The 23,977-nt window shown below is 37.3% G+C and carries 23 protein-coding genes and 1 riboswitch; of the genes, 17 read left to right on the plus strand and 6 right to left on the minus strand.

Going from position 1 to position 23,977, the window contains the following annotated elements; all coding sequences use genetic code 11:
* Positions 1-161: 161 nt before the first annotated feature.
* The 3 genes from BJL90_RS06755 to BJL90_RS06765 all read left to right on the plus strand — a co-directional run bounded on the left by BJL90_RS06755 (position 162) and on the right by BJL90_RS06765 (position 1,445).
* Entirely contained in the window at positions 162-374 is a 213-nt protein-coding gene (locus BJL90_RS06755) for a cysteine-rich CWC family protein (RefSeq protein ID WP_070965683.1), read from the plus strand.
* Between the two features lie 29 nt (positions 375-403).
* Positions 404-922 (plus strand): VanZ family protein, encoded by a 519-nt coding sequence (locus BJL90_RS06760; RefSeq protein ID WP_070965685.1) that lies wholly within the window; start codon positions 404-406, stop codon positions 920-922.
* Positions 923-1,052: 130 nt separating this feature from the next.
* Positions 1,053-1,445 carry a metallopeptidase family protein gene (locus tag BJL90_RS06765; protein WP_236905040.1) on the plus strand — a complete coding sequence of 131 codons (393 nt, stop codon included), beginning with the start codon at positions 1,053-1,055 and terminating at the stop codon, positions 1,443-1,445.
* Between the two features lie 76 nt (positions 1,446-1,521).
* On the opposite strand, the gene BJL90_RS06770 is transcribed toward BJL90_RS06765, so the two are convergent.
* Both BJL90_RS06770 and BJL90_RS23115 read right to left on the minus strand, forming a co-directional pair.
* Positions 1,522-2,319, minus strand: coding sequence for a sugar phosphate isomerase/epimerase family protein (locus tag BJL90_RS06770; protein ID WP_070965688.1), 798 nt, complete (start codon positions 2,317-2,319; stop codon positions 1,522-1,524).
* A 454-nt stretch (positions 2,320-2,773) separates the two neighbouring features.
* The gene (locus BJL90_RS23115) at positions 2,774-3,457 is read right to left on the minus strand and encodes a collagen-like protein (RefSeq protein WP_070965690.1); all 684 of its coding nucleotides are present in this window, start codon (positions 3,455-3,457) and stop codon (positions 2,774-2,776) included.
* A 348-nt stretch (positions 3,458-3,805) separates the two neighbouring features.
* On the opposite strand from BJL90_RS23115, the gene gloA reads away from it, so the two are divergent.
* Positions 3,806-4,189, plus strand: a complete 384-nt coding sequence (gene gloA / locus BJL90_RS06780; protein ID WP_070965693.1) for a lactoylglutathione lyase — start codon at positions 3,806-3,808, stop codon at positions 4,187-4,189.
* A gap of 141 nt (positions 4,190-4,330) precedes the next feature.
* Here the strand turns inward: gloA and BJL90_RS06785 are convergent, their stop codons facing one another.
* The 3 genes from BJL90_RS06785 to BJL90_RS06795 all read right to left on the minus strand — a co-directional run bounded on the left by BJL90_RS06785 (position 4,331) and on the right by BJL90_RS06795 (position 6,899).
* Complete coding sequence (locus tag BJL90_RS06785; protein ID WP_070965696.1) at positions 4,331-5,110, minus strand: IclR family transcriptional regulator; 780 nt, start codon at positions 5,108-5,110, stop codon at positions 4,331-4,333.
* A 306-nt stretch (positions 5,111-5,416) separates the two neighbouring features.
* On the minus strand, positions 5,417-6,187 hold the full coding sequence (locus tag BJL90_RS06790) for a SurA N-terminal domain-containing protein (RefSeq protein WP_205684280.1): 771 nt from the start codon (positions 6,185-6,187) through the stop codon (positions 5,417-5,419).
* Positions 6,188-6,368: 181 nt separating this feature from the next.
* Positions 6,369-6,899 carry a hypothetical protein gene (locus tag BJL90_RS06795; RefSeq protein ID WP_070965702.1) on the minus strand — a complete coding sequence of 177 codons (531 nt, stop codon included), beginning with the start codon at positions 6,897-6,899 and terminating at the stop codon, positions 6,369-6,371.
* Positions 6,900-7,104: 205 nt separating this feature from the next.
* On the opposite strand from BJL90_RS06795, the gene BJL90_RS06800 reads away from it, so the two are divergent.
* The 8 genes from BJL90_RS06800 to BJL90_RS06835 all read left to right on the plus strand — a co-directional run bounded on the left by BJL90_RS06800 (position 7,105) and on the right by BJL90_RS06835 (position 18,140).
* Positions 7,105-7,740 (plus strand): flagellar basal body-associated FliL family protein, encoded by a 636-nt coding sequence (locus BJL90_RS06800; protein WP_070965705.1) that lies wholly within the window; start codon positions 7,105-7,107, stop codon positions 7,738-7,740.
* A 275-nt stretch (positions 7,741-8,015) separates the two neighbouring features.
* Positions 8,016-10,808, plus strand: a complete 2,793-nt coding sequence (locus BJL90_RS06805) for an S-layer homology domain-containing protein (protein ID WP_070965708.1) — start codon at positions 8,016-8,018, stop codon at positions 10,806-10,808.
* A gap of 90 nt (positions 10,809-10,898) precedes the next feature.
* A complete protein-coding gene (locus BJL90_RS06810; protein ID WP_070965711.1) occupies positions 10,899-11,975 on the plus strand; it encodes an S-layer homology domain-containing protein in 1,077 nt (358 codons plus the stop codon).
* Between the two features lie 380 nt (positions 11,976-12,355).
* Positions 12,356-14,050, plus strand: coding sequence for a phospho-sugar mutase (locus BJL90_RS06815; protein ID WP_070965713.1), 1,695 nt, complete (start codon positions 12,356-12,358; stop codon positions 14,048-14,050).
* Between the two features lie 112 nt (positions 14,051-14,162).
* Positions 14,163-14,840, plus strand: coding sequence for a response regulator transcription factor (locus BJL90_RS06820; protein ID WP_070965716.1), 678 nt, complete (start codon positions 14,163-14,165; stop codon positions 14,838-14,840).
* Positions 14,840-16,255, plus strand: a complete 1,416-nt coding sequence (locus BJL90_RS06825) for a sensor histidine kinase (RefSeq protein WP_070965719.1) — start codon at positions 14,840-14,842, stop codon at positions 16,253-16,255. Before BJL90_RS06820 ends, BJL90_RS06825 begins: the two co-directional genes overlap by 1 nt.
* Before the next feature lie 86 nt (positions 16,256-16,341).
* Entirely contained in the window at positions 16,342-16,923 is a 582-nt protein-coding gene (locus BJL90_RS06830; RefSeq protein WP_169824195.1) for a GerMN domain-containing protein, read from the plus strand.
* A gap of 290 nt (positions 16,924-17,213) precedes the next feature.
* On the plus strand, positions 17,214-18,140 hold the full coding sequence (locus BJL90_RS06835; RefSeq protein WP_081561880.1) for an AEC family transporter: 927 nt from the start codon (positions 17,214-17,216) through the stop codon (positions 18,138-18,140).
* 160 nt (positions 18,141-18,300) lie between these two features.
* Here the strand turns inward: BJL90_RS06835 and BJL90_RS21820 are convergent, their stop codons facing one another.
* Positions 18,301-18,459: an aspartyl-phosphate phosphatase Spo0E family protein gene (locus BJL90_RS21820; protein WP_156778723.1), complete on the minus strand. Its 159-nt coding sequence runs from the start codon at positions 18,457-18,459 to the stop codon at positions 18,301-18,303.
* A 298-nt stretch (positions 18,460-18,757) separates the two neighbouring features.
* Here BJL90_RS21820 and BJL90_RS06840 point away from each other — a divergent pair, with 298 nt between their 5' ends.
* From BJL90_RS06840 to recD2, 5 genes are all read left to right on the plus strand, one after another.
* Positions 18,758-19,225, plus strand: coding sequence for a COG2426 family protein (locus tag BJL90_RS06840; protein ID WP_070965724.1), 468 nt, complete (start codon positions 18,758-18,760; stop codon positions 19,223-19,225).
* A 102-nt stretch (positions 19,226-19,327) separates the two neighbouring features.
* Positions 19,328-19,427, plus strand: a riboswitch (SAM riboswitch).
* A gap of 164 nt (positions 19,428-19,591) precedes the next feature.
* On the plus strand, positions 19,592-20,785 hold the full coding sequence (metK, locus tag BJL90_RS06845) for a methionine adenosyltransferase (protein WP_070965727.1): 1,194 nt from the start codon (positions 19,592-19,594) through the stop codon (positions 20,783-20,785).
* Positions 20,786-21,012: 227 nt separating this feature from the next.
* On the plus strand, positions 21,013-21,237 hold the full coding sequence (locus BJL90_RS06850) for a DUF1659 domain-containing protein (protein ID WP_070965730.1): 225 nt from the start codon (positions 21,013-21,015) through the stop codon (positions 21,235-21,237).
* Between the two features lie 38 nt (positions 21,238-21,275).
* Positions 21,276-21,494: a DUF2922 domain-containing protein gene (locus BJL90_RS06855; RefSeq protein WP_070965733.1), complete on the plus strand. Its 219-nt coding sequence runs from the start codon at positions 21,276-21,278 to the stop codon at positions 21,492-21,494.
* A 206-nt stretch (positions 21,495-21,700) separates the two neighbouring features.
* Complete coding sequence (gene recD2, locus BJL90_RS06860) at positions 21,701-23,926, plus strand: SF1B family DNA helicase RecD2 (RefSeq protein WP_070965735.1); 2,226 nt, start codon at positions 21,701-21,703, stop codon at positions 23,924-23,926.
* Positions 23,927-23,977: the final 51 nt, after the last annotated feature.

Consider the following 23,977-nt stretch of genomic DNA (forward strand, 5'->3'; position numbering starts at 1 on the left):
GAACGGTGACAGACATCAATTTAACACCAACTTATCAATTTAAAACTTAATAAAACTTAATAACTTAATAGATTGATGAATGTCCTCCACACCCCCGTGACTTTAATCGTGGATTAAGGGGGGGCGGTTTTTTTATAACTGATTATGAAGGAGAGATTAATTTGGCTGTAGAAGGTGCAGAAAGAAAATGTCCTTTATGCGGACAGGACAATAATTGCCAACATGGAGAAAACAGTTGTTGGTGCAGTGATTATGAGTTTCCCCAGGACTTATTAGATATGGTTCCTGAGGATAAAAAAAGAAAGGCTTGTATATGTAAGTCTTGTGTAGAAAAGCATATTAGAAAAAAAGGAATTTCGGTGCCTGAGACTTAAATTCTTTAAAAAGAAGGTTGTAAAATAACATGAATAGAAAAAAACTAAGTATTATATTTTTTGTTGTATTTGCATTCTGGACGATGATCATATTTTACTTTTCATCCCAACCCCCCAGTGTATCTTATAGTCAATCAAATATGGCGGTAAGAATTATAAGAAAAATAGATGACATTTTAGATATAACCCATACAAGACTATATCAAAGGGCTGAAAATGTTATAAAAGACCTATGGCTTATGAATAGGTATAAAACAACAAATATGGTAGTGAGAAAAAGTGCCCATTTTGGTATTTATTTTATTCTAGGTATAATTTGTAGTAGCTTTGGCTATGTCTACTCAAAAAAAATATTTATAGGATTTTTGCTAGGCATAAGTCTGCCGGTAACAGTAGCGGTACTTGATGAATTCAATCAGGGGTTTGTAGGTAGAACAGCATCTCTAAATGATGTAATTATTGATGGAGTAGGGGCCTTTACAGGAACTATCCTTGTGATGGCAATAATATTTATAACAAAAGGCATCCTGCTATTAAAGAAAAAATGAAGACACAAGGGAAAGGAGATTTTGTGTTGTATAAGAGAGAAAAAGGACTTATAGAATAGAACATCAAGAATTTGGTGGTAGGTATGGAAGATGGAGGATTGAAGGAGCATATTGATAGAGCTGGAAAGGAATGATGATTATGAGTGAGTTTCCGTCGATAGATGAAGTGCATGATATGTTAGATGAAATAGCGGAAGAAATACCAAAGGATTTTTTTAGAGAACTAAATCAAGGAATTCTTTTGTTGCCTCAACACAAAATACATCCTGAAAGCAGAGCTAGAGATAAACTCTATATCATGGGGGAATATCATAAAAACATTACCGGAAGACAAATTATAATCTATTATGGTTCATTTAAAAGATTTTATCAAGAAATATCAAAAGAAAGGCTATACCAAAAACTTAAAGATACCCTCCTACATGAGTTCACACACCACTTAGAATCCCTAGCGGGAGAAAAAGGTTTAGAAATAAAAGATGCTAGAGATCTGTACAAATATAAAAATAGGCATAAAGACTAGACCCAGCACCAACGTTTGAAATATTCAATGAAAGGGTCTTTAAGTGAATATAGATAGAAATAAACGCAAAACCGCTTCAAGAACTCACTCCTAAGGGGATTTTGAGAAAGGTTTCTAGTTGTTTTAAATTTTTTTGTTGTATTTCTATTCCTTCAAAAATTTCGCAAACAATAACGGAATCATAATGGCTTTCTTTGAGCTTTATAAAAAACTCCTCGAAATCAATACTGCCTTCCCCTAAAGACAAGTGTTGGTCTTTTTCTCCATGATTGTCGTGAAGATGAATATACTGAAGATGTTGTCCATAGGACGCAACCCATGGTGTCAGTAGGCTTTTACCCAAAGCATGAGCATGACCTGTATCTAGGCAAGCTGCTAAATAAGGAGAATTTACTGTATTGATGACACTTTTAATTAGGTCAGCAGTTTTGTTATGTATATTTTCTATCACCACCGTAACCCTCAAGGCTTCAAACTCGCTAATAATATTCTTCCAAAATAAGATACTTTGTTTCAAGAAATAATCTTCGTACCCTTCATAGTATGCTGCAGATTCATAATCAGAATGAACCACCATAAATTTTGCATTTAATGCTGCAGCTGCCTGCAATGCCTGGCGATAACGCTGTGCACATAAGTCACGCACCAAAGGGTCGAAGCTGGTGGGGTGCAGATCAATATAAGGACCGTGTATGGTTAAAAGTCCTTTATAATTTTTTAAGATAGCACGATACTCTTCAACAATTTCATTGCGATTTTCATCCAAATTGCTAGGCATAACAAAATCTTGAAGCTCTAGACAAGTATATGTTTCCTGATAAAAGTCTGGATTTTCTTTTAGCTTTTCTAAATAGATGCCGGTACCAATTTTCATAAATATTCTCCACTTTTTTCTTTTCAGCTTAACATGTATTGTTTTGGGTGTCAAACAGTCTCTAGGGGAGAGGTTTAGGAACAAAGAGCTAAGCTCTCAGTTTCACCCAAAAAATTATTTAGATAAGTAGGTTGAGGTTGAAAGGAATAGCATGAAAAATCTACTGTTATTTGTCTTTAGCCTTGGACTTTAAAAAAGTTTCAAAGTAACTTCATCTAAAAACTTATTAAAGTATAGGATTGCGTCATCATATCTCTGGTGATAATACAATTCTCGGGCATAATAATAATACAGAGCACTAGGGCTTAAGGTATCACCTCTGCAGATGAATTACAGCAGGGTAACACATGTTGCCCTGCTGTGGTGCTTCAGCACAAAGTCGTTTGTAATCCTTCAAATATAAGGCATTAGATGGATACCATCCTATTTTGTTGATAAAAAAACTTATGCTTTACTAGGCATCTATTCTTTGAATTAAGATGGAAGCATTAACATTAACTTGTGTACCACCTGCAAAGGTTTGAAGAATAACAGGAACTTCACTGGTGTGGTTGCGTACTGTTAATACATCACCAGCAGAGGCGTTAATAATCGCCCAACCTGGGTTAGGTGAGGTACCCGCCTCAGCACCGTAGGTGGCGCCAGGTACAGGAGCGCCGTTTAAAAATAATGTAAACTGACTTGGTTCCAGAGCTGAAGCATAGAACCATACGGAATAATCACCAGCGCTGCCAAGAATGATTGCAGCTGTTCCTGCTGCATGTGTGATATTTCCGGAAATAACACCGTTATTACTGAATATAACATCTGTTTCCAACGGTATAGTTTGAGCACCTACATTGTAGATATAAGCATATTCAGATAATCCTTGAGGTCCAGTGGGTCCAACCGGTCCAGGCACGCCTTGAGGCCCAATGGGTCCAGTAGGCCCAGGCACGCCTTGAGGTCCGATGGGTCCAGTAAGTCCGGGTATGCCTTGGGGTCCGATAGGTCCGGTAGATCCTTGAGGTCCAATAGGCCCTTGGGGCCCAGCAGGCCCAGTAGGTCCTGGAGGACATGGTTGTGGCTTACATCCCGGATAATAGCAAGGTATAACTCCTAATTTATGGGAGTAATAGTGACACGTTTGATCACTCATAAATTTATTCTACCTCCTTAATGAAATACCTTTTATTTTAAAGAAAACAAACTTAACAAAGCACCATTTATAAAAACAACACCTTTTTTATCATTTGCTCCAACAGTATCTATGATTTTTTGCAAATAACGCTTAATAAGCTTCAAAAGAATAACTATCAGCGTTATATAAAGCAAACTTTTATGGCCTTTCAGTAGTAAATTATGCAGAAGTCATATAAAAGGTTACTAAAAATTTATCAGCAGGAGGGATATTAAAAAACAAGATAGGGTAAAGGGGGAAAATTTATGTTATAATTATAGATAGTTAATTCATTTATAAATATTTTGCACTAGGAGGAGTTAATAAATGAACTACAAAATGCTACATACTTGCATCAGAGTGATGGATTTAGAGAAGTCTTTAAAGTTTTACCAAGAAGCGCTGGGATTAGTAGAAACAAGACGTAAAGATTTTCCTGAACACGCCTTTACTTTAGTATATTTAAGTGACGCTTCAGGTCAATATGAATTGGAGTTAACCTATAACTATAATCCAGATAAGCCCTATGAGATAGGAAATGGATTTAGTCATATAGCAGTTGCAGTAAAAGATTTGGAAGGATCGAGAAAGAAGCACGAAGAAATGGGTTACAAGGTTACAAAACTAATGGGACTTCCAGGTAGCCCACCTAGATTTTACTTTGTCACAGACCCAGATGGATATGATGTTGAAGTAATAAGAGCAGATTAAAGGAACTGAACTTAAAGAGATTGGTTAACTAGATGAATTCTTAATAAGGCGCTATGTTTCTTTAATAACATAAAAAAAGGTCATGATGAGCAGGTGGTAGCCTGCTAGTTGTGACCTTTTTTTGCAAAAAAATTATTGATTTTAGTAAATACTCTTGATATCAAAGTTAAACTTTATCATAAGGGCTTCGATTTTAGCTTGTGATTCTAGAAGTTGTTTTTTGATTAATTCAGCTTTTTCCTCAGTTAAACGAAACTTAGGAACAGTAACACTGAGGGCCCCGCTAATAAGCCCATTTTTTCTAAGAGGCACAGCAAAACATTGGATATATTCTGTAATTTCCTCAGACTCGTAAGCTATTTGTGTTTGTCGCACTTCAAGAAGTTGTTCATATAAAACTTCAATATCTGTTATCGTACTTGGTGTAAACTTTTTTAAGCCTTCTGGAAATAGGTTATGCAGTGCTTCTTTATCATGATCGCAAAGAAGTGCTTTGCCAAGACTTGTACAATAAGCAGGGAGGCGTTTACCTACATGTGAAATCATCCGTATAGGTTCGGGAGAATCTATCTTCTCGATATAAAGAACATCTCCCTTATCCAAAATACCAAGTTGGCAGGTCTCAGAGCATGTATCTACAATATGCTGCATTTCTTTTCGAATAAAACTAAGCATACTATGACTATTTAGATAAGAAGAACCAAGATCTAGGGCCTTGATACCTAAAAAATATCTAGAGGTATTTTCATTGATTTCTATATAACCTCTGCTTTGAAGTGTATGAATAATAGGGAAGATGCTACTTTTAGGTGCATCAATAGCTGCAGCCACCTCTGTAAGTGTATAGCCCTTCTGTGAAGAAGCGAGTACTTCTAATATATCTAAAACTCTTGATGTAGAGCGATGGTTATCTGAAGACATAGTTACACTTCCTTTCAATTTTTCAAAATAAATGTCAGTCTATTATAACAATTTTTTTGTTTTTAATGCATGCAGGGTTGTAGGTTGATATACAAGTTACATTATACCATAAAATGATTCAATAGAAATCTTTTGCGTAGATAAAATTATCCTTTACTTACAATAGCCGGCCTATAATTATTTAATCCTACGTTATATGCCAGGGGGATATTATAGGGGATAAAAACAAATTTGCCAGGGTATAAAGATTTACCCTGGCTACATTATAAATATAAGGAGGTAGAAATAGTTAAAAAAAGAAATTTTTTAAAGCAAAATCTCAATCGTACTTTGTGCTTTTAGGTTTTCTATAAATTCACCAAAACTTGTTTGAAATTTTTGATACTTAAGCTCTTCCTCTAATTCAAACTGCATTTCTTCGAAGGCAGGTAGATCCTCCATAGATTCACTATATTCTTCATACATAGCAATTATTTCTTCCTCTGATACAGTAGGTTCACCGATTTCATTTTGTATATACTGTGCCAGCATGATTTCGTTAGCGATACTTTCTATTAAGGCATCTAAAGTTAGATGATTTGCTTCTAATGCCATATCAAACTCCTCATCAGTTCCAAATTGAGCTTTAATCTGTTCTAGTTCATGGTCTATTTCATCTTGAGAAGCTGCATAGTTCTTTTCGAGTGCACTTTGTAAAAGTAGTTCTTGTTGAATTAAATTATTTAAAGCTTCTTCCTTCATTAGCTCTAGCATTTCCTTATTTTCCTCGCTATCAAAATCCAGACCAAACTGTTGGTAAGATAATTTCATATTTTCCAGTACGTTTTCAAAATCTGATCTTTGAATTTCCTTGCCATTTACGAGGGCTACTATAGCGCTAACCTCTTCATCTACTGAATCGGATGCACCATCCTCTGTAGCAGTACACGCTGCAAATGAAAACAACAGCATTCCCGACAATATAATTAGAAATAATTTTCGTAGCAAATAAAAAACTCCCTTCATATATAGTATTTTTAAACTATCCATAATTGCTATCTTAACATAAAAACCATTTAATTTCAAATATACAGACATATGCACTAAGGTAGGACTCATGACTGAGTATAACAGCCAATTATAAACTGTAGCTAAATAAAGTATTAAATATTTATTAAATATCATGTTAAATTATGATAACGATCATTGGCTTTAGATTTCCTTATGGAGAAAATATCTACTTCGATAACTTTCCTTTAGATGCAGGTGTGAAAACTTTTTATGGGGCAGTGGCCGTTTTAACCTTATTTAAAAGTTCCCTACGTTTTTGATACTTGCTTTGTATATAGTACTTTTCTATATCTTCAACCAAAGATAAGTCTTGGTTTTGTTGTTTAAGCTCCGCTGAAAGCTGTTCAAGTAGAAGCTTTACTTCCTGATCTCCCTTTTTTTCTAATTCATTAAGGGCGTATAAGTATTTGTTTCCTAGTGCATAAATAGAGATGGTGTCTTTGTTTTCCTCATATTCCTTTTTTCCTTCTTCTACTAAACCCCATAATAGTACTTCATAATTTGACTGTAGTTCCACGAAGGCTTTCTCGTATTTTTGTATAATGGCTGGATCATAGATAAGTCCGGCTTCTGGTGCAAAGGGATACCTTAACTGCGCCACTTCTTCATGGAAAGGGGAAACGGGATCTATATTCTTCAAGCTCTGAAAACCCCGAACAAAAAATGCAGTAAGAATAAGCAGAATAGATAATGTAGAAATAGCGATAATGAAGGTAATTTTTTTCAATAAATAATTCATAAAAACAGCACCTTTGTTTTAAATATGCAGCTACCATAGCGGTGAAAAAAGTGATATAATAGCTATATTAAACTTCAAGTATAAAGGTATATAGTTATTATACTTATAAATTATTAGGATTAGTAGTAGTGTCGGGAAAAATAGAAAATATATACGTTTTATGCTATAGAGATAATAAAAACACAGAAGAAGGGGAGATGAGCAAATGAAAAAAAAGCTATTTATTGGTTTAGCGGTTATATTGGCCATCGGTGGGGTGGCAGGGCTTTGGGGGTATAAGTACTTTCTTGGGACAGATGAAAAACTAAGGAGTCAATTACAGGAAGAATTAAGTGAAAACTTTTTTTATTTTGGAGAGGCAGATTTAGAGGGCAATGTTGCAGAGGGTGAAGGTATAGCAGAGGTACATAATGAAGAAGATCAACAAGAAGCCGAATCTGCTCCAGAAACCTCTCTAAGCCCACAAGATCAGGAAACTAAAAACACCGAAATAACCAAAGAGGTGATAGCAGATAACTATAGACCTAGATTAGAAAGGTTAGAAGCTACAGCATTAGAAAGAATAGATGTTTTATTCCAAAGAGCTCATGAAGAATACAATCAACAGAAGGCAGAAGGCAAAGTAAACAAAACACAGCTGGCCAGAAAATACCTACAGGCCGCCGCCATGCTGGAAGAATCAGTAGAAGGAAGATTTAATGAACTATTAAAAGAAATGGAGACGGAGCTTCTTCAAAATCAGTTACCTACTGATCTAGTGAAAGAGGCAAGAGATCAGTATGATCAAGCAATAAAACAAAAGAAAACATCGATGTTTAGCAAATTGGAGGGCTTAATATAGCCTTCTTTTATTTTAAGCAATTTACTTGTAATCAAAAATGCATTTTTCCATAAATAATGATATATGGCATATTAATAATTTATATAAAAAATTTAACAAAAAAGAAGGATTATGGGAGGATGTAGAGAATTTATAAGTTTAAGTGTAAAACTATGTAAAAATTAGGATCAGACAATATAAGGTAAGGCAAAGGGGTGATGGGAATTAATACATAAGATGCACTATGCTACAAGCAGTTTTAAAAGAATTTTATAAAAGGAGGATGACAAATTAATATGAGAAAGTCAATTGCAATGTTATTAATTGTAACCATGATGGTTACTATGTTAAGCAGCTTTGCTTTTGCTGCACCTGCAGCAACGGCAGATTGGTTTGATCAGGTAGTACAGAATGATCTAGTACAGAACCTGATGGGTTTATCCAATTGGAATAAGCTACAGGTAGCAACAGCTATGAAGGCCCTTGATGATGCAGATGTTTTTGTAAGTACAACCATGGAGGCTATAAGCGCTTCAAATTACTTAACCACTAGATTAAGTAGAAATGGTGTCAACTTAGCAACAGCAGAAGCGATTTCAAGAGAAGTTAGAAAATCTAGACGAAATATTGGCTCAAATATAGATGACCTTATTCTTGACTTATTGAATGGTGGGCTTAATTCAGGGACAACAATAGGGAATACCACTGTAGGAAAAGAGATTGAAGACCTTCGCACTAGATTATTGGCAGATTCTGCTGTAAAGGAAATGAATCAAAATGTAAACAGCAAGTTGAATGCCAACTATGAAGATAATCCAATGGAGGCAAAGGTAAACTTTGTTTTAGATGCCATGGATATAGTCATTCAACATGTTAACATCACCAGCCAAGTAGTAGATGGCAAAAAAGTTTATACAGCTGCTGTAAGCAATGGCGCTGGATTTGCAAGTGCCATGAATCAAGCAGCAGAGAAGTACTTTAATGTTGCTTCAGTGCCAGCAGAAGAATATAAACTGGTTATAAATGCTTTTGTTAAAGAGATAGATACCTATCTAAATGAAACAGATGTATTTACTCAAGCTCAAAAGGACGCAATCGTGACAATGTTTAAAGTCCTAAAAGGCGAAGATGTAAGTTTAAGTGATCAAAACCTTATCACTGAATTTACTTTAGTCACCACAGATGGTGCAAAGTATCCAGGAGTAATTGATCAAGATGCCAAGACGATTGTTGTCAGAGGCGTTCCAGCAGACAAAGACATCTCCAGCTTAAAGCCTGAAGTAAAAGTGTCAGAATATGCAACCATCAAACCAACTACAGCACAAGACTTTAGAAATGATGTGGCGTATACTGTAACTGCTGAAAATAGTGATGAGAGAACTTATGTAGTAACAGTAAGAAAACTAGCTAAAGTTTCTGCAACATTTGTAGCAGATGCTGATGGAAGCATGAAGATTGAACCACCTGTGGGTTACAATCCAGCAAGAGATGAACTGCAAATTGAGTTAGTGGATATCAGTTCTGATACCTTCAATGGCAAACTAGAAATTCTAGTGCCACCAGGACTTACAGGAACATTAAACATAAGAATAAAGCCAGCAGCAAAGGATGCTATAAAAACAAATAAACCAGTTAATGCTATTGAAATCACTGGCTTATCTGGACTTAAAAAGGTAAAAATTAAAATTACTGTTCCTAAAGGCGTAAACAAAGCAGCAGGTTTCCACGAAAACAAAAATAACGGACGTTATGAGTTTAGAGAGGCAACCGTAGAAAATGGCGTGGCTACCTTTGAAACAGATTTAAGTATGGTGTTAGTGGCAGAGGAAGTAGCAGTACCTTCTGTTAGTACTACTAAGACACATAATAGTGTAACATTAAGCTGGTCTCAACCAGCGGGCACTACTTATGAAGTGTTCCAAGGAGATACAAAATTAACAGCTGCACCAATTAACGCAAGTTCATACACCGTTTCAGGATTAAGTGCCAATACTACTTATGACTTTAAAGTAAGAGCGATAGATGCTGATAACTTTGAATCTGATTATGCAGAAGTTAGTGTAACAACCAACGCAAGCTCTGGCAGCAGTGGCGGCAGCAACAGTGGCGGCAGCAGTGGCGGTGGTACGTCAACATCAACAACCACAACCATTAAAGCTACTGCTGGTGGAACAGTTACAAGAGATGGATTAAGCATTAAGTTCCCAGCAAACGCATTGAGCACTGATTTCACAGTGAAGGCAGAACAACTTGGCAGAGTAGCTGCTTCTAGATTGGCCTTACCAGAAAGAACCAAGTTAGTAAGTGGCGTATTTGAAATCACCAAGGATGTAAAAGGTGACTTTGATAAAGCAGTAAGTCTTACTCTAGAATACGATAATGATGAAGTAGATTTAGACAAAGAAGAAGTAAGCCTATACTGGTTAGATGAAGAAGACAATGTATGGGTAGAGCTAGATAATATAAAAGTGAATGAAGATAAAGCTACCGTTACAGGTGAAGTAGATCACTTCACAAAGTTTGCAGTTTTAGCAACAGAGAAACCAGAAGCACCACAGCCAAAGCCTGTAGCTGCATTTAAAGATGTTGCAGGACACTGGGCAGAAAGCTACATAACAGCATTAGTAGAAGCTGGTGCAATCAGTGGTTACCCAGACGGTACTTTCAAACCAAATAACAACATTACAAGAGCAGAATTTGCTACTGTATTAGTAAAAGCCCTTGACTTAGAGATGGCACCAGGAAAAGTATTCCAGGATACAGCAAATCATTGGGCGAAGGATTACATTGCTACAGCGCAAGCTAATGGAATCCTTAGTGGTTACGATGATACTACTTTTGGAGCAAATGATCTAATAACAAGAGAACAAATGGCTGTAATGATTACCAAGGCATTCAATTTAGTAGCTACAGAAGATGTAAAAGTGTTTAATGACGCTGACAACGCTTCAGTATGGGCTGCAAATGCTATAGAAGTAGTGTCCTCCAATGGTATTGTTTCAGGTTACCCTGACAACACCTTTGGACCAAAGAATAATGCAACAAGAGCAGAAGCTGTAACAGTGATTGTTAAGGCACTTGCTCAATAAGAAAATGATAAATACTCCTCTGATTGAAGTGCATCAGAGGAGTATTCATTATCTAGAATTTAATGGAAAATCAAGGAGGCACAAAAAAAGATGAAACTTAAAAAATTACTATCTTTAACACTAGCATTCTTGTTGACGTTAGGGGCATTTCAATTAAACAGTGTAAATGCAGCTGATTTTGTAGATAGCTACAACAAGCTTAAAAATGATTATGCAGATTTTGTGAATGCTGTAGGGGTTACTGACAATCAAATGATAGCCTTTCTTACAGAGCTAGAGCAAACAGTAAAGCAAGGTGGAGACTTGACTCAATCAAATTTTAATAGTAGAATGTTCAGTGCTTTACCTGGAGTTTTAAATAATCATCCAGCGGTTTTTGAAGGTGTGATCAATCAATTGACGGCAGAAGAAATAGCTGCCCTTGCAAGGGGTCAGGTTCCTAGCAGTCTTGCACCCTTAAGCAATGCTGTAAAAGAAAGTTTGTTAGGTACTGACACCCAGACAGGCGGAAGCAGCGGCGGCGGTGGAGGCGGCGGTGCCCAAACGCCTAAAGCAGAAGAAAAAATAGAAGAGGAAGTTGAAGAAGAAGTAGAAGAAGTAGAAGAAGTAGAGGAACAACCAGCACCACAAGAAGAAGCTCCTCAAACAGAAACCTTTCAAGATGTTGTAGGTCATTGGGGTGAAAAGTATATCACACCTTTAGTAGCTACAGGGGCCATCAAAGGATATCCTGACGGTTCTTTTAGACCAAATGCAAACATCACTAGAGCGGAGTTTGCTACTGTGCTTGTGAAGGCTTTTGATCTAGAAATGAAGGGTGATAAAGTATTTGATGATACACAAAACCATTGGGCGAAGGATTTTGTTGCAGCGGCACAAGCCCATGGAATTATTAGCGGTTATGATGACACTACCTTTGGAGCCAATGATTTAATTACAAGAGAACAAATGGCTGTAATGATTGTGAAAACCGCGAAGCTAGAGGCAGTAGCAGGAAATAGCACTTTTATAGATAGCAGCAATATTTCTGAATGGGCTGTAGCAGCAGTAGAAGCAGCAGCGGCCAATAGCATTATTTCTGGATATCAAGATCAAACCTTTAAACCTAAGGCAAATGCTACAAGAGCAGAAGCGGTTACTGTGATTGTAAAGGCTTTAGAAAAATAGTAAAATTGTATAGGAGAAAGGGTCAAGGGGAGAGGACTTCACCTTGATCCTTTTTTGTATATAATTTTAGATTATAATATTTCCATAAATAGAAATAATAGTGATAGATAAAATAATCTATAAAAAATTCCTTAAAAATTGACCTAAAGAAGAAAAAACATCATAATATAGATAGGTAAAAGTAAATTGCCCTAAGGAAACCATATGGATAAAGGAGAATCTATGCATAGTATTCATGAAGAAAAAGGAAAAGAGAAATAAGTTCAAATGATAGGCTTTTACTAGTCAAATACTAAAAAAACCAGTATAATAGAAATGAAACTTACAAAATTAGGAAGTAAAAATATTTTATTCATAAAATAAGCTAGGGGGAGGATAAAATGGACCTGCAAACCATAAAAAACTACGAGACGTGGTTATTTGATCCATATTTTGATGATAAAACAAGAGAAGAATTGAAAGAAATCATGGGAAAGGAAAAGGAAATAGAAGATCGTTTTTATAGAGATCTAGAGTTTGGCACAGGGGGGCTAAGAGGTGTTATTGGTGCTGGTACCAATAGAATTAATAAATACACCATTAGAAAGGCGACACAAGGATTAGCTAATTACATAAAGGCCCAAGGAGAAGAGGCGATAGACCGTGGGGTAGTGATCGCCTATGACTCAAGACATATGTCCAAAGAATTTACGGAGGAGGCCGCTTTGGTCTTAGCTGCAAATGACATAAAAGCCTATGTTTTTGAAGATCTAAGACCAACACCAGAGCTTTCCTTTGCTGTAAGGTACCTGAAGGCTATTGCGGGTATTGTTATTACGGCTAGCCATAATCCTCCGGAATACAATGGCTACAAGGTATACTGGGAGGATGGGGCGCAGGTGGCCACCAGACTGGCAGAGGAAATTACAAAAGAAATTCAACAAATCCACGATTTATATAAAGTCATTCCAATGAATAAAGAGGAAGCCCAAAGAGCCAAACTGTTTCAGTACATAGGGGAAGAGGTAGATGATGCCTATATAAAGTCTGTAAAAAATCAATCTTTAAGGGGGGAAATGATTCGTAAAGTAGCCAAGGATTTTAAAATCGTTTTTACACCATTGCATGGCACAGGAAATCTTCCTATAAGGAGGGTGCTGAAGGAAATTGGGTTTGAAAAGGTATTGGTGGTGCCAGACCAAGCGTTGCCAGATCCTAACTTTTCTACAGTAGCTTATCCTAATCCAGAGGAAGAGGCAGCTTTTCAACTAGCTATTGGCTTGGCGAAACAAGAAGATGCTCACTTGATTATCGGGACGGATCCTGATTGCGATAGGGTTGGGGCAGTGGTGAAAAACAAAGAAGGAAAATACAGCATCCTTACCGGCAATCAAGTAGGTGCATTGCTGGTAGAGTATATCCTCTCCACGTTGAAGGAAAAGCAAGGAATACCTGCTAATGCTGTGATTGTAAAAACCATTGTCACCAGTGAAATGGGGGCAGTCATAGCAAAACAACATGGAGTAGATGTCGTCAACACTTTGACAGGTTTTAAATACATTGGTGAAAAAATTAAGGAATTCGAAGAAACTGGAGAAAAAACCTTTTTGTTTGGTTATGAAGAAAGTTACGGTTATCTAGCAGGTACCTACGCTAGGGATAAGGATGCAGTGGTGGCTTCTATGCTGATCTCTGAAATGGCTGCCTTTTATTATGCTAAAGGGATGACCCTATATGAAGGGCTGATGGCGCTTTATAAAAAGTATGGCTATTATTTGGAGGACTTAAAATCCATTACGCTGAAGGGAAAGGAGGGCATGGAAAAAATCCAAAACACTTTGGAGATTTTTAGAAGTAACCCTCCCATTGAAATCGGAGGTTACAAGGTGGCGTTGGTGGAGGATTATTTGAATCAAAATAAACTTCCTAAATCCAATGTATTGAAATTTATCTTAGAAGACAACGCATGGGTTTGTTTAAGGCCCTCTGGAACAGAACCAAAACTAAAAATCTATTGCGGGGTAGCAGAGGATTCTTTAGAGAATTGTAGAAAAAAAGTAAATGCCTTGATGAATTATATCGCAGAAAAGATATAAACGATAAATGGTGAAGAAGAAGTCTTCTTTACCATTTGTTTTTTTGTTTGAAACCAGGAAAAGAGGTATAATATAAAAATAGGCACTTATTTTTAATAAGGAGTTGAAATCTATGAAGGTATTAATCATTGATGATGAAAAATTGCTAGTCAAGGGATTAAAAAAAAGCTTAGAGCAAGAAGGTTTTGAAGTTTCAGTTGCTTATGATGGAGAAACGGGTTTTAGTGTTTTTGAGACCAGTAGTTTTGATTTATTGATTTTAGACTTAATGTTGCCAAAGATAGATGGAATTACCCTTTGTCGTATGATCCGTCAAAGTAGTGAAGTGCCTATTATGATGTTGACAGCCAAGGACAGTGATATTGACAAAATATTAGGACTGGAGCTGGGGGCAGACGATTATATGACAAAACCCTTCAATACGAGAGAACTGATTGCTAGAGTCCGAGCCATCCTTAGAAGAGTGGAAAAGCAAGAAGTTCAGCAAGAGACTGTCTATACATCTGGAGACCTGGTGGTGGACTCCGGCTATCGTACTGTAAAAAAGGCTTACAGGGAAGTTGAATTAACGCCTAAGGAGTTTGATATTTTAGAACTGCTTATCAGAAATAAGGGTCGGGTTTTTCCCCGGGAAGAAATTTTTCGTCTTGTTTGGCAAGAACCCTGTCTTGATACTAGAACGATTGATGTTCATATAAAAAATCTTAGAGAGAAGTTAAAGGATCATGAGAAAAATTCTCCCATGATTCAAACAAAATGGGGTGTAGGCTATTATTTTAGAAGGGATTGATGGCTATGTTTTCCTCCATTAAACAAAAGCTAACAGCAATTTATATCGTCTTGATTTTACTGCCTCTGTTTGTCATCAACTTTTTTTCTACAGAAAATATGAAGGAAACCGTGCTGCGGGAAATAGAGGTAAACACCCTAAAAACCGCCAATATTCTCTCCAACATCAGTAGAAATAACTTCCAGGACCCCCTGGCCCTAAAGGACAGTATTCAGCAATATACAGGAATGGTGGGGGGGAGAATTTTGGTCTTGAACCATCAGGGCGCTGTGCTGGTGGATAGTTTTCACCTTTTAGAGGACACTGTTATCGATAATGAAGAAATTCGCCAGGCCTTAAATATGCAGGAGAAGTTTAGCTACTATCAAACAGATAAATATGTGTTACAGGCAGCAGTGCCTATTTTACAAGTATCAGATACCAGCAGAAAGGTCTTAGGGGCGGTGCTAATATCTATCAGTGTGGATGATGCCTTTAACACGATTTATGAGTTTAGGAGCCGATTGATGGCCCTCTCAGTAGCGGCAGCGATTATAGGGGTATTTGCTGCGATTCTTGCCAGTGAAAAGATGGCAAAGCCTATTGTCGCCCTATCGGAGACAACAAAGCGAATTGCCAAAGGACATTTAGGGGAAGTGGTAGAAATTGATTCAAAGGATGAAATTGGTAAACTAGCGGAAAATTTTAATCAGATGAGCAAAGAATTGCATCGGATAGATGAGGGAAGAACGCAATTTATAGGGGATGTGTCTCATGAACTAAAGACGCCGCTTGCCTCAATGAAAGCATTGATTGACTCCCTTCTCTATGGAGAGGATGATATTGAAGTTTATCGAGAGTATTTAAGGGATATGGATGGAGAAATTGACCGTTTAGCAGGCTTGGTAAGTTCCCTTCTATCCTTAACAAAAATTGAGGAGCAGGGTATTACCACCAACTTCTTTTCCTTAAGAAGTATGGTGGAGGAGGCTGTAAAGATTTTGCATCCTTTAGCAGAGAAAGATGGGGTAGAGGTGGTGCTTGACTTAAAAAATCCTCCTGAGGTAAGATGTGATAGAGAAAGAGTCAAGGAGGTCTTTATCAATCTTATTGACAATGCAATGAAGTATAGGGATACAGAGAAGTTACAAAGCAAAGTAACTATAACAGGAAGATGGGAAAGTCAACATTATGAAGTTGCTATTGAGGACAATGGTATTGGCATTGAAGAGAAAGAAATTCAATCTATTTTTGACAAGTTTTATCGCACAGATTTATCCCGTTCTCGAGATACTGGAGGAGCAGGGATTGGATTATCTATTGTTAGTCGTATTGTGCAGCTGCACCAGTGGAAAATTCACGCTGAAAGTAAGCTGAAGGAGGGGACAAAAATTACCCTTTTTATTCCTAAAAATTCTTTAAAGGTTTCTTCATGATTTCTTTACATTTATTCATGGGGTCTTTATATTCCTCATGTATAATAAAGATAAGAAAAGAACAAGAAAAAGAAAGGAAGATAAAAATGAAGAAAACAGGTCTAATTTTATTGGTTATTGCTATGATGTTGACGTTTGTTGGATGCAACAGGACACCGAAAGAAACACCTGTGCCGCCGATAGAAGCAGAAAACCCTCCGCAAGGAGAAGGTACAGATACCGTAGTGGACCCCGCACCAGAAGGAGAAATAACTAGGGTTACACTATACTTTGTCAATGATGAATATGTGGCGACAGGAGATGAAAGACTTGAAAAGGTACTTCCTGTAGAAAAAGAGGTAACTGTAGGAGAAAAATCAGTAGAGGCAATGATCTTAGCAGAGCTTCAGCAAGTGCCTGAAGATGATGCGTTATCTACAACTTTAGAAGGAATTAAAGTGTTGAGCGTAGATACAGCTGAAGGTGTAGCCTATGTGAACATAGCAGGAGAAAGGTTAAGTGGTGGTAGCCTTCAAGAAACCTTAGTGATTCATCAAATTGTTTACTCACTAACAGGGCTTGAGGAAATTGAAGCAGTACAATTTTTAGTAGATGGCAGTAAAAGAGAAACCTTAATGGGTCATATACTTATTGAAGAACCGTTAAAGAGAGAAGACATTAGGTTTTAGTGAGGGAGGAAAATATACCTCCCTTTTTTATATAAGTAGGAAAGTTCTACTTTCCTATTATATAAAAAAGTAGGGGTTGTAGGGGATGGAATCCCCTGCCCGTATTAAGGAGGGTGCTCAGACTGCGATAGCAGTCGTCGAAGGGAACCATAGGGTTCCCTAGCGAAAGCGCTATAGGCGCTCTTTTTATGTTTTTTAGGACATCTACCTTGGTAGATTCTTTCTTGTGATACAGCAAGGTTTCTGCTATGATTAAATTGTATGAAAATTTTTTTTAGGGGGATCAAATCGTGGCGTTTTTTGCAACCTTTAACCAAATATTGATTTTATTTCTTGTAATGATGATTGGCTATGGTGCCAAGAAGCTAAATTATATGGATAATGCCCTTAACAAAGGTCTAAGCAATCTAGTGATGCATGTAACGCTTCCGGCTATGATTATTAAATCTATGCAGTTTGAGTTTTCAAAGGAGTTGTTTTTTACCAGTATAAAGGTTATTCTCCTTTCTCTAGTGGTGTATGCTATCGTCATAGGAATCTCTTTTTGTTTTCCTAGGATGATGAGGATAGGAGGTAAGAAGAGAGATGTTTTTCAATTCATTTTAATTTTTTCAAATGTAGGTTATATGGGATACCCCATCGTAGATGCCATCTATGGTGAGATAGGGGTATTTTATACGGCATTATATAATATCCCTTTTAACTTTATCATGTTGACACTAGGCGTCTATGTACTTCGTCGTAGTAGTGAAGGGATAAAGGAAAAGGTAGATTATAAGAAGGTACTGTTAAACCCGGGAATTCTTGCAGTAGCAGTAGGTTTTTCCTTCTTTTTATTATCTATAAAACTGCCGCTGCCGGTTTATGAAACCTTAGATATTTTAGGATCTACTACTACGCCTCTAGCTATGCTGGTAATAGGTTCTTTTCTGGCAGATATGTCCCTAGGGGATGTGTTTAAGGAGGAAAAAATATTATGGTTAGCCATGGCAAGACTGGTGGTTTTACCGGGAATGGTGATGGGGATTTTGTATTTTGTCGGGGTAAGGGGATTGATGCTAGGGGTGCCTGTAGTCATTACAGCAATGCCTGCTGCTGCCAATACCGCTGTGCTGGCTACCCTTTATGAATCAGATCATTACTTAGCTTCTAAGGGGATATTTCTTACGACAGCCCTCTCCCTCATAACAATTCCCCTTCTTACCTTTATCATTTAGGGCAAAAAACAAGATTAGAGTAATCTAGACATGATTCTAGTATTACTCTAATTTTAAATTTAAATGGAAGAAGTTTTTCCTGGAGATCTCTTTGCTGATCTATCGCATGAGGCGATGATCTTCTACAATATGGTTTATGAATCTTTATATTTAGACTTTTTTATCTACCTATCGTTAAACGATGATATTCTACAATTAATTTATCGATAGTTATATTTAAGCTGAAGATTTTATCATAGTCTTCATTTTGTTCCAAATAACGACCTAATTTGTTTCTTAATCTTTCTATTTCTAGTTTTAATTCGTCTACTCTACTCATCAGCTTCTCTCCTCACTATGATTTTTAAATAGGCTGCAAACTTTTTCGTTGGTATGTATATTTATAAGTCGTAGTTTGTAAATTAAAATGAAAATAGTATTATCTTCCATAAGTAAAAATATAGATTATAATTGGTTCTTAAGTAAGATTATACCATAAATGCAAAGGAAAAACATTAAAATTATATTACAAATTTTAAATATTTTAACATATTGTCGATATATACATGTATTTCCATAATCGATTGTTCTACCCACCTCTAAGAACTTATATAATGATATAGAATAGAGGTGAAATTATGGAAAAAATATTGGAGATTGTTACCCATGAACTGATGGTTTTGTTGATTGCTGCTATGCCTTTAGTGGAGTTGAGGGGTGCAATACCCATTGGTGTATCATTAGGGATGCATCCTATTCATGCGACAGTTTTAGGCATCGTAGGAAGTTTGATTCCTGTGCCTTTTTTGTTGATTTTTGTAGGGCCCATGTTTAACTATCTACGGAGGATCAAGCTATTTTACAAAGTGATAGACAACACTGTAAAAAAAACACTAAAGCGAAGCAAAAATGTAAAAAAATATAGTATCGTAGGGTTGATGTTGTTTGTGGCAATACCACTGCCTACTACAGGCATATGGAGTGGTTGCTTAGCAGCGATTTTATTAAATATTCCCTTTCGATATGCTTTTCCTGCCATTGCTATGGGGGCTACAATAGCAGGAACCATTATGTTTCTTGTGAGCTATGCTGTTATTCTTATCTGACAACAAAAATTCATAGCGCTGTCTATTTTTGCAAAATACTTATTGACATATAAAACCCGGGATGATATTATAATCATTGGTAAAATTAAATAAAATCTTGATGCCTTATCAAGAGCGGTGGAGGGAAGGGCCCGACGAAACCCGGCAACCATAGAAGGTATGGTGCTAAGTCCCACAGAATGTTGATTCTGAAAGATGAGGAGACGGTATAAGCGTAAAGGTACCTCTTCTTTTTGAGAAGAGGTTTTTTTAATGCTTTTTAAAGGGTTTGAGGGATAATTTTTCAATAAAAATTAAAAATAAAACTAAACATGCATCTAACACAATTACTTATGAAAAACTATATATTAAGGAGGAATACGATAAATGGCGAAAAGATTATTTACTTCAGAGTCTGTAACCGAAGGACATCCAGATAAAATTTGTGACCAAATTTCTGATGCAATTTTAGATAGCATCTTTGCACAAGATCCAAAGGCGAGGGTAGCTTGTGAGACATCTGTAACCACTGGACTTGTGTTGGTGGCGGGAGAAATTACAACAGATTGTTATGTAGATATCCCTAAAATTGTTAGAAAAACGATAGAAGAAATCGGTTATACAAGAGCAAAATATGGCTTTGATAGTGACACTTGTGCAGTTTTGACAGCGATTGATGAGCAGTCTCCTGATATCGCTATGGGAGTAAATGAAGCGCTTGAGAGGAAAAAGGGAGAAATGCAGGACGAGCTAGAGGCTATTGGTGCTGGAGACCAAGGAATCATGTTTGGTTTTGCCTGCAACGAAACGCCAGAGCTTATGCCACTACCTATTGCTTTAGCCCACAAATTGGCTAGAAGACTTTCAGAAGTAAGAAAAAATGGCACCTTAACCTACTTACGTCCTGATGGTAAAACCCAAGTAACTGTAGAATATGATGGAGACAAGCCAGTAAGAATTGACGCAATTGTTATTTCTACACAACATAGCCCTGATGTAGATGTCGAAACGATTCAAGCTGACCTCATGGAGCATGTTATTAATAAAATTGTTCCAGCAGAATTATTAGATGAAAATACAAAGTACTACATCAATCCTACTGGAAGATTTGTTATTGGAGGACCACAGGGAGATGCTGGTTTAACCGGTAGAAAGATTATTGTGGATACCTATGGTGGATATGCTCGTCATGGCGGTGGCGCTTTCTCTGGAAAAGATCCAACAAAGGTAGACCGTTCAGCTGCCTATGCTGCTAGATACGTAGCAAAGAACATTGTAGCAGCAGGTTTAGCCGATAAATGTGAAATTGAACTGGCTTATGCTATTGGGGTAGCGCAGCCGGTATCTATCATGGTGGAAACCTTTGGTACTGGAAAAGTAGAGGAAGAAAAAATGGTACAACTTATAAGAAAGCATTTTGATCTAAGACCTGCTGCCATCATTAGGGACCTAGACTTAAGACGTCCAATCTATAGACAAGTAGCAGCCTATGGACACTTCGGAAGAACCGATATTGACCTTCCATGGGAAAAAACCGATAAAGCAGAAGCACTAAAAAATGATGAAATCTTAAAAGCCTAGTTTAGAGAGAAGGGATACTTTTCCCTTCTTTTTTTCTGTTTTCGGGAAAAAAGACAATTCCCTTATGATTTTTTGCTCTTTTAAATAAATTCTCCGCTAGAAATCATCTTATTCCTTTTGAAACAATAAAAATCAACCATGAATTCATGTAAATTCCTTCTTAGGAGGATTGAAAAATCTTCTGTATAATAAGGTTGCCGGTAAAAAAAGAAAAGGAGGTGTAGAAAATGCCAGTAAGAATCAAAGAACAAACCTCAAGGGTAAGACTACAGTTTGTTGATAGCAGAGATGAAGAGGGGAAAGAAAAGTTATCTTCTACAAGCTATAGCAATATCAAGCCTGAAGCCAGTGATGAAGCAGTATTTAATCTAACGACACAATTGATAGGCTTGCAGGAAAAAGAAGTAAAAACCATCGTAAGAGTTGTAGAAAAGGAGTTGGTGGAGGAATAGGAAATGTCATTGAAAGTTAGAAAAGGGGGTGAAAAGCCATGAAAAAAGTATTGGAAATGACTTTTAAAAAAGAAGATGACAGCACCAGTAAATTCACCTTAGCCAACCCTCGCCAGGATATAACGCCGCAGGAGGTAAAGGCGGTGATGGAGAGCATATTAAGCGAAAACATCTTTAGAATAGGAGGGTCAGAACTAGTAGAAATTGATACTGCAAAAGTCATTACGACAACAGAGGAGATTTTAGATTTAGCATAAAGGAAGAAAGTCCAGCAGTCTTATGTATTTTTATACATTGAGACAGCTGGACTTTTCTTTATAGCTCTTAAGTCATCACCAAATACCTCCTTCAGGTTGTCATCCTGAGCAGGGCGAAGGATCTTATGGCTTATAACCAAATGCTGGAGCAGTGGCATCATCCTATGGTATAATAAGGCTAGCGAATTACACAGGAGGAAAAAAAGGTGGTTGAAATAGAGGGAAGATTGATAGAGATTATTTTTAAAAATGAATCAAATGGCTATACCGTTGGGGTGCTGGAAACAGCAGAGGAGGAAGTAACCTTAGTGGGGTATTTGCCGGCATTGAGGGAGGGAGAACATCTTCTTGTGAAGGGAGACTGGAAGGTTCATCCTGTGTATGGACATCAGTTAGAGGTAGAGGAATATCGTCCTCAAGTTCCTTCATCGGAGGAAGGGATGATCACCTATCTGTCTTCTGGTATTGTTCCTGGTGTAGGAAAAAAGATGGCAAAGCGGATTGTAGAACACTTTGGGCAAGAGGCCTTAGAAATTATAGAGTTTCAAACCCATAGACTGACGGAGGTATCGGGAATTGGAAAAGCAAAGGCAGAGGCGATTGCGGAGGCTTTTCAAGAGCAGCGGGAGCTTAGAGAAATTATTCTTTTTCTTTCTCAATATGGTATTTCTCCTAGCTATGCTGTCAAAATTTATAAAAAGTATGGAGACAGTACGATTGCCACCATACAAGAAAATCCTTATCGTTTAGCGGAGGATATTGTAGGGATCGGTTTTATTACGGCAGATAGAATTGCTAAAACCATGGGAATCGCTGCAAATTCTAAGTATCGTGTCTATGCTGGAACAAAATACATACTCAATACCTTTCATATGGAAGGCCATACCTATGCGCCACAGCAGCTGTTGATAGAACGTACAATGGAGCTCTTGAAGGTGGAAGAGGAGATGATTAGAGAGGCAGTCCAAAGCTTAGCTTTAAACCAAAAAATCCAAGTGGAAAGACAGGGAGAAGAAGTCGTTGTCTATACAATGCCTTACTATTATGGAGAGACAAATGTATGCAAGAAATTAATCGAACTTTCAAGGGTAGAACTAGATGCTTTAGAGATGAATCTAGAAGAAGAGCTTCAAGCTTTACAACAGGAAGAGAATATCTCCTTAGCAGAAAATCAAAAAGAAGCCATTAAGCAGGCGTTGGAAAATGGTATTTTGGTGATTACAGGAGGTCCAGGAACAGGAAAAACCACCACCATCAATACCCTCATAAAGGTTTTTGAAAAATTAGAGATGAAAATTATACTAGGCGCCCCCACTGGACGAGCCTCTAAAAGGATGACAGAGGCAACAGGGAAGGAAGCAAAAACTATTCACCGTTTGCTGGAAATGGGGTTTTCGGAGGATGAAGATAGCATGATGTTTCAAAGGGATGATAACAATCCTTTAGACTGTGATGTGGTTATCATCGATGAGGTTTCGATGGTGGATATCCTGTTGATGAATAGTTTGATGAAGGCAGTTGCCCTGGGAACCAGGTTGATTTTGGTGGGGGATGTGGATCAGCTGCCCTCCGTAGGGGCAGGAAATGTACTGAAGGATATTATTTCTAGCAGAATTGTGAAGGTAGTACGTCTGGAGGAAATTTTTCGACAGGCGGGGGAAAGCATGATCATTGTTAACGCCCATAAAATTAATCATGGCCAATATCCTGTAGTCAATGTCAAGGACAAAGATTTTTACTTTATTTCTAAATACCAAAAAGAGCAGGTAGCCCAAACTATTTTGCAGCTGGTAAAGGAACGCCTGCCTAAGCATTATCAGTACGATCCTATCAAAGAGATCCAGGTATTAACCCCTATGAAAAAAGGGGAAGTGGGGACCTTCCAGCTAAATAAGATGCTGCAGCATGCCCTAAATCCTCCTGCACGGTGGAAGGCAGAAAAAGAAATGAAGGAAAAGCTGCTAAGGGTAGGCGATAAAGTAATGCAAATAAAAAATAATTATATGTTAAAATGGTACAGCCAGAATCCTGATGACGAAGAAGAAAGAGGAGAGGGTGTATTCAATGGAGATATTGGATTTATACAATCTATCGATCAACAAGAGCAGGAGTTGACGGTCTTGTTCGACGATTATCGTCTGGTGACCTACAATTTTAGCCAGCTGGAGGAGTTGGAATTAGCCTATTGTATTACAATCCACAAAAGTCAAGGCAGCGAGTTTCCAGTGGTGGTAATGCCTATTACATGGGGACCGCCTATGTTGTTGACCCGTAATCTGCTTTATACTGCGATTACTCGTGCAAGAAAATTGGTAGTGCTGGTGGGGACGGAAAATTATCTGAAAAAGATGGTGGATAATAATAAAATTGTCCAGCGTTATTCTGGATTGAGCTACCGTTTAAATAAATTTTATGAATTTCATCAATCGTAAGTATAGAGGATTTCTGTAGCGATGGTTTACTGGGCCAAAGTTACTAAAATT

The organism is Clostridium formicaceticum (assembly GCF_001854185.1).
Lineage (GTDB): Bacteria > Bacillota > Clostridia > Peptostreptococcales > Natronincolaceae > Andreesenella > Andreesenella formicacetica.

What these genes read in the sequence shown, in the direction of transcription:
- BJL90_RS06760 (WP_070965685.1), top strand. Translation starts at nt 404, where the DNA reads ATGAATAGAAAAAAACTAAGTATTATATTTTTTGTTGTATTTGCATTC.
- BJL90_RS06765 (WP_236905040.1), top strand. Translation starts at nt 1,053, where the DNA reads ATGATGATTATGAGTGAGTTTCCGTCGATAGATGAAGTGCATGATATG.
- BJL90_RS06770 (WP_070965688.1), bottom strand. Translation starts at nt 2,319, where the DNA reads ATGAAAATTGGTACCGGCATCTATTTAGAAAAGCTAAAAGAAAATCCA.
- BJL90_RS23115 (WP_070965690.1), bottom strand. Translation starts at nt 3,457, where the DNA reads ATGAGTGATCAAACGTGTCACTATTACTCCCATAAATTAGGAGTTATA.
- gloA (WP_070965693.1), top strand. Translation starts at nt 3,806, where the DNA reads ATGAACTACAAAATGCTACATACTTGCATCAGAGTGATGGATTTAGAG.
- BJL90_RS06785 (WP_070965696.1), bottom strand. Translation starts at nt 5,110, where the DNA reads ATGTCTTCAGATAACCATCGCTCTACATCAAGAGTTTTAGATATATTA.
- BJL90_RS06790 (WP_205684280.1), bottom strand. Translation starts at nt 6,187, where the DNA reads ATGTCTGTATATTTGAAATTAAATGGTTTTTATGTTAAGATAGCAATT.
- BJL90_RS06795 (WP_070965702.1), bottom strand. Translation starts at nt 6,899, where the DNA reads ATGAATTATTTATTGAAAAAAATTACCTTCATTATCGCTATTTCTACA.
- BJL90_RS06800 (WP_070965705.1), top strand. Translation starts at nt 7,105, where the DNA reads ATGAAAAAAAAGCTATTTATTGGTTTAGCGGTTATATTGGCCATCGGT.
- BJL90_RS06805 (WP_070965708.1), top strand. Translation starts at nt 8,016, where the DNA reads ATGAGAAAGTCAATTGCAATGTTATTAATTGTAACCATGATGGTTACT.
- BJL90_RS06810 (WP_070965711.1), top strand. Translation starts at nt 10,899, where the DNA reads ATGAAACTTAAAAAATTACTATCTTTAACACTAGCATTCTTGTTGACG.
- BJL90_RS06815 (WP_070965713.1), top strand. Translation starts at nt 12,356, where the DNA reads ATGGACCTGCAAACCATAAAAAACTACGAGACGTGGTTATTTGATCCA.
- BJL90_RS06820 (WP_070965716.1), top strand. Translation starts at nt 14,163, where the DNA reads ATGAAGGTATTAATCATTGATGATGAAAAATTGCTAGTCAAGGGATTA.
- BJL90_RS06825 (WP_070965719.1), top strand. Translation starts at nt 14,840, where the DNA reads ATGGCTATGTTTTCCTCCATTAAACAAAAGCTAACAGCAATTTATATC.
- BJL90_RS06830 (WP_169824195.1), top strand. Translation starts at nt 16,342, where the DNA reads ATGAAGAAAACAGGTCTAATTTTATTGGTTATTGCTATGATGTTGACG.
- BJL90_RS21820 (WP_156778723.1), bottom strand. Translation starts at nt 18,459, where the DNA reads ATGAGTAGAGTAGACGAATTAAAACTAGAAATAGAAAGATTAAGAAAC.
- BJL90_RS06840 (WP_070965724.1), top strand. Translation starts at nt 18,758, where the DNA reads ATGGAAAAAATATTGGAGATTGTTACCCATGAACTGATGGTTTTGTTG.
- metK (WP_070965727.1), top strand. Translation starts at nt 19,592, where the DNA reads ATGGCGAAAAGATTATTTACTTCAGAGTCTGTAACCGAAGGACATCCA.
- BJL90_RS06850 (WP_070965730.1), top strand. Translation starts at nt 21,013, where the DNA reads ATGCCAGTAAGAATCAAAGAACAAACCTCAAGGGTAAGACTACAGTTT.
- BJL90_RS06855 (WP_070965733.1), top strand. Translation starts at nt 21,276, where the DNA reads ATGAAAAAAGTATTGGAAATGACTTTTAAAAAAGAAGATGACAGCACC.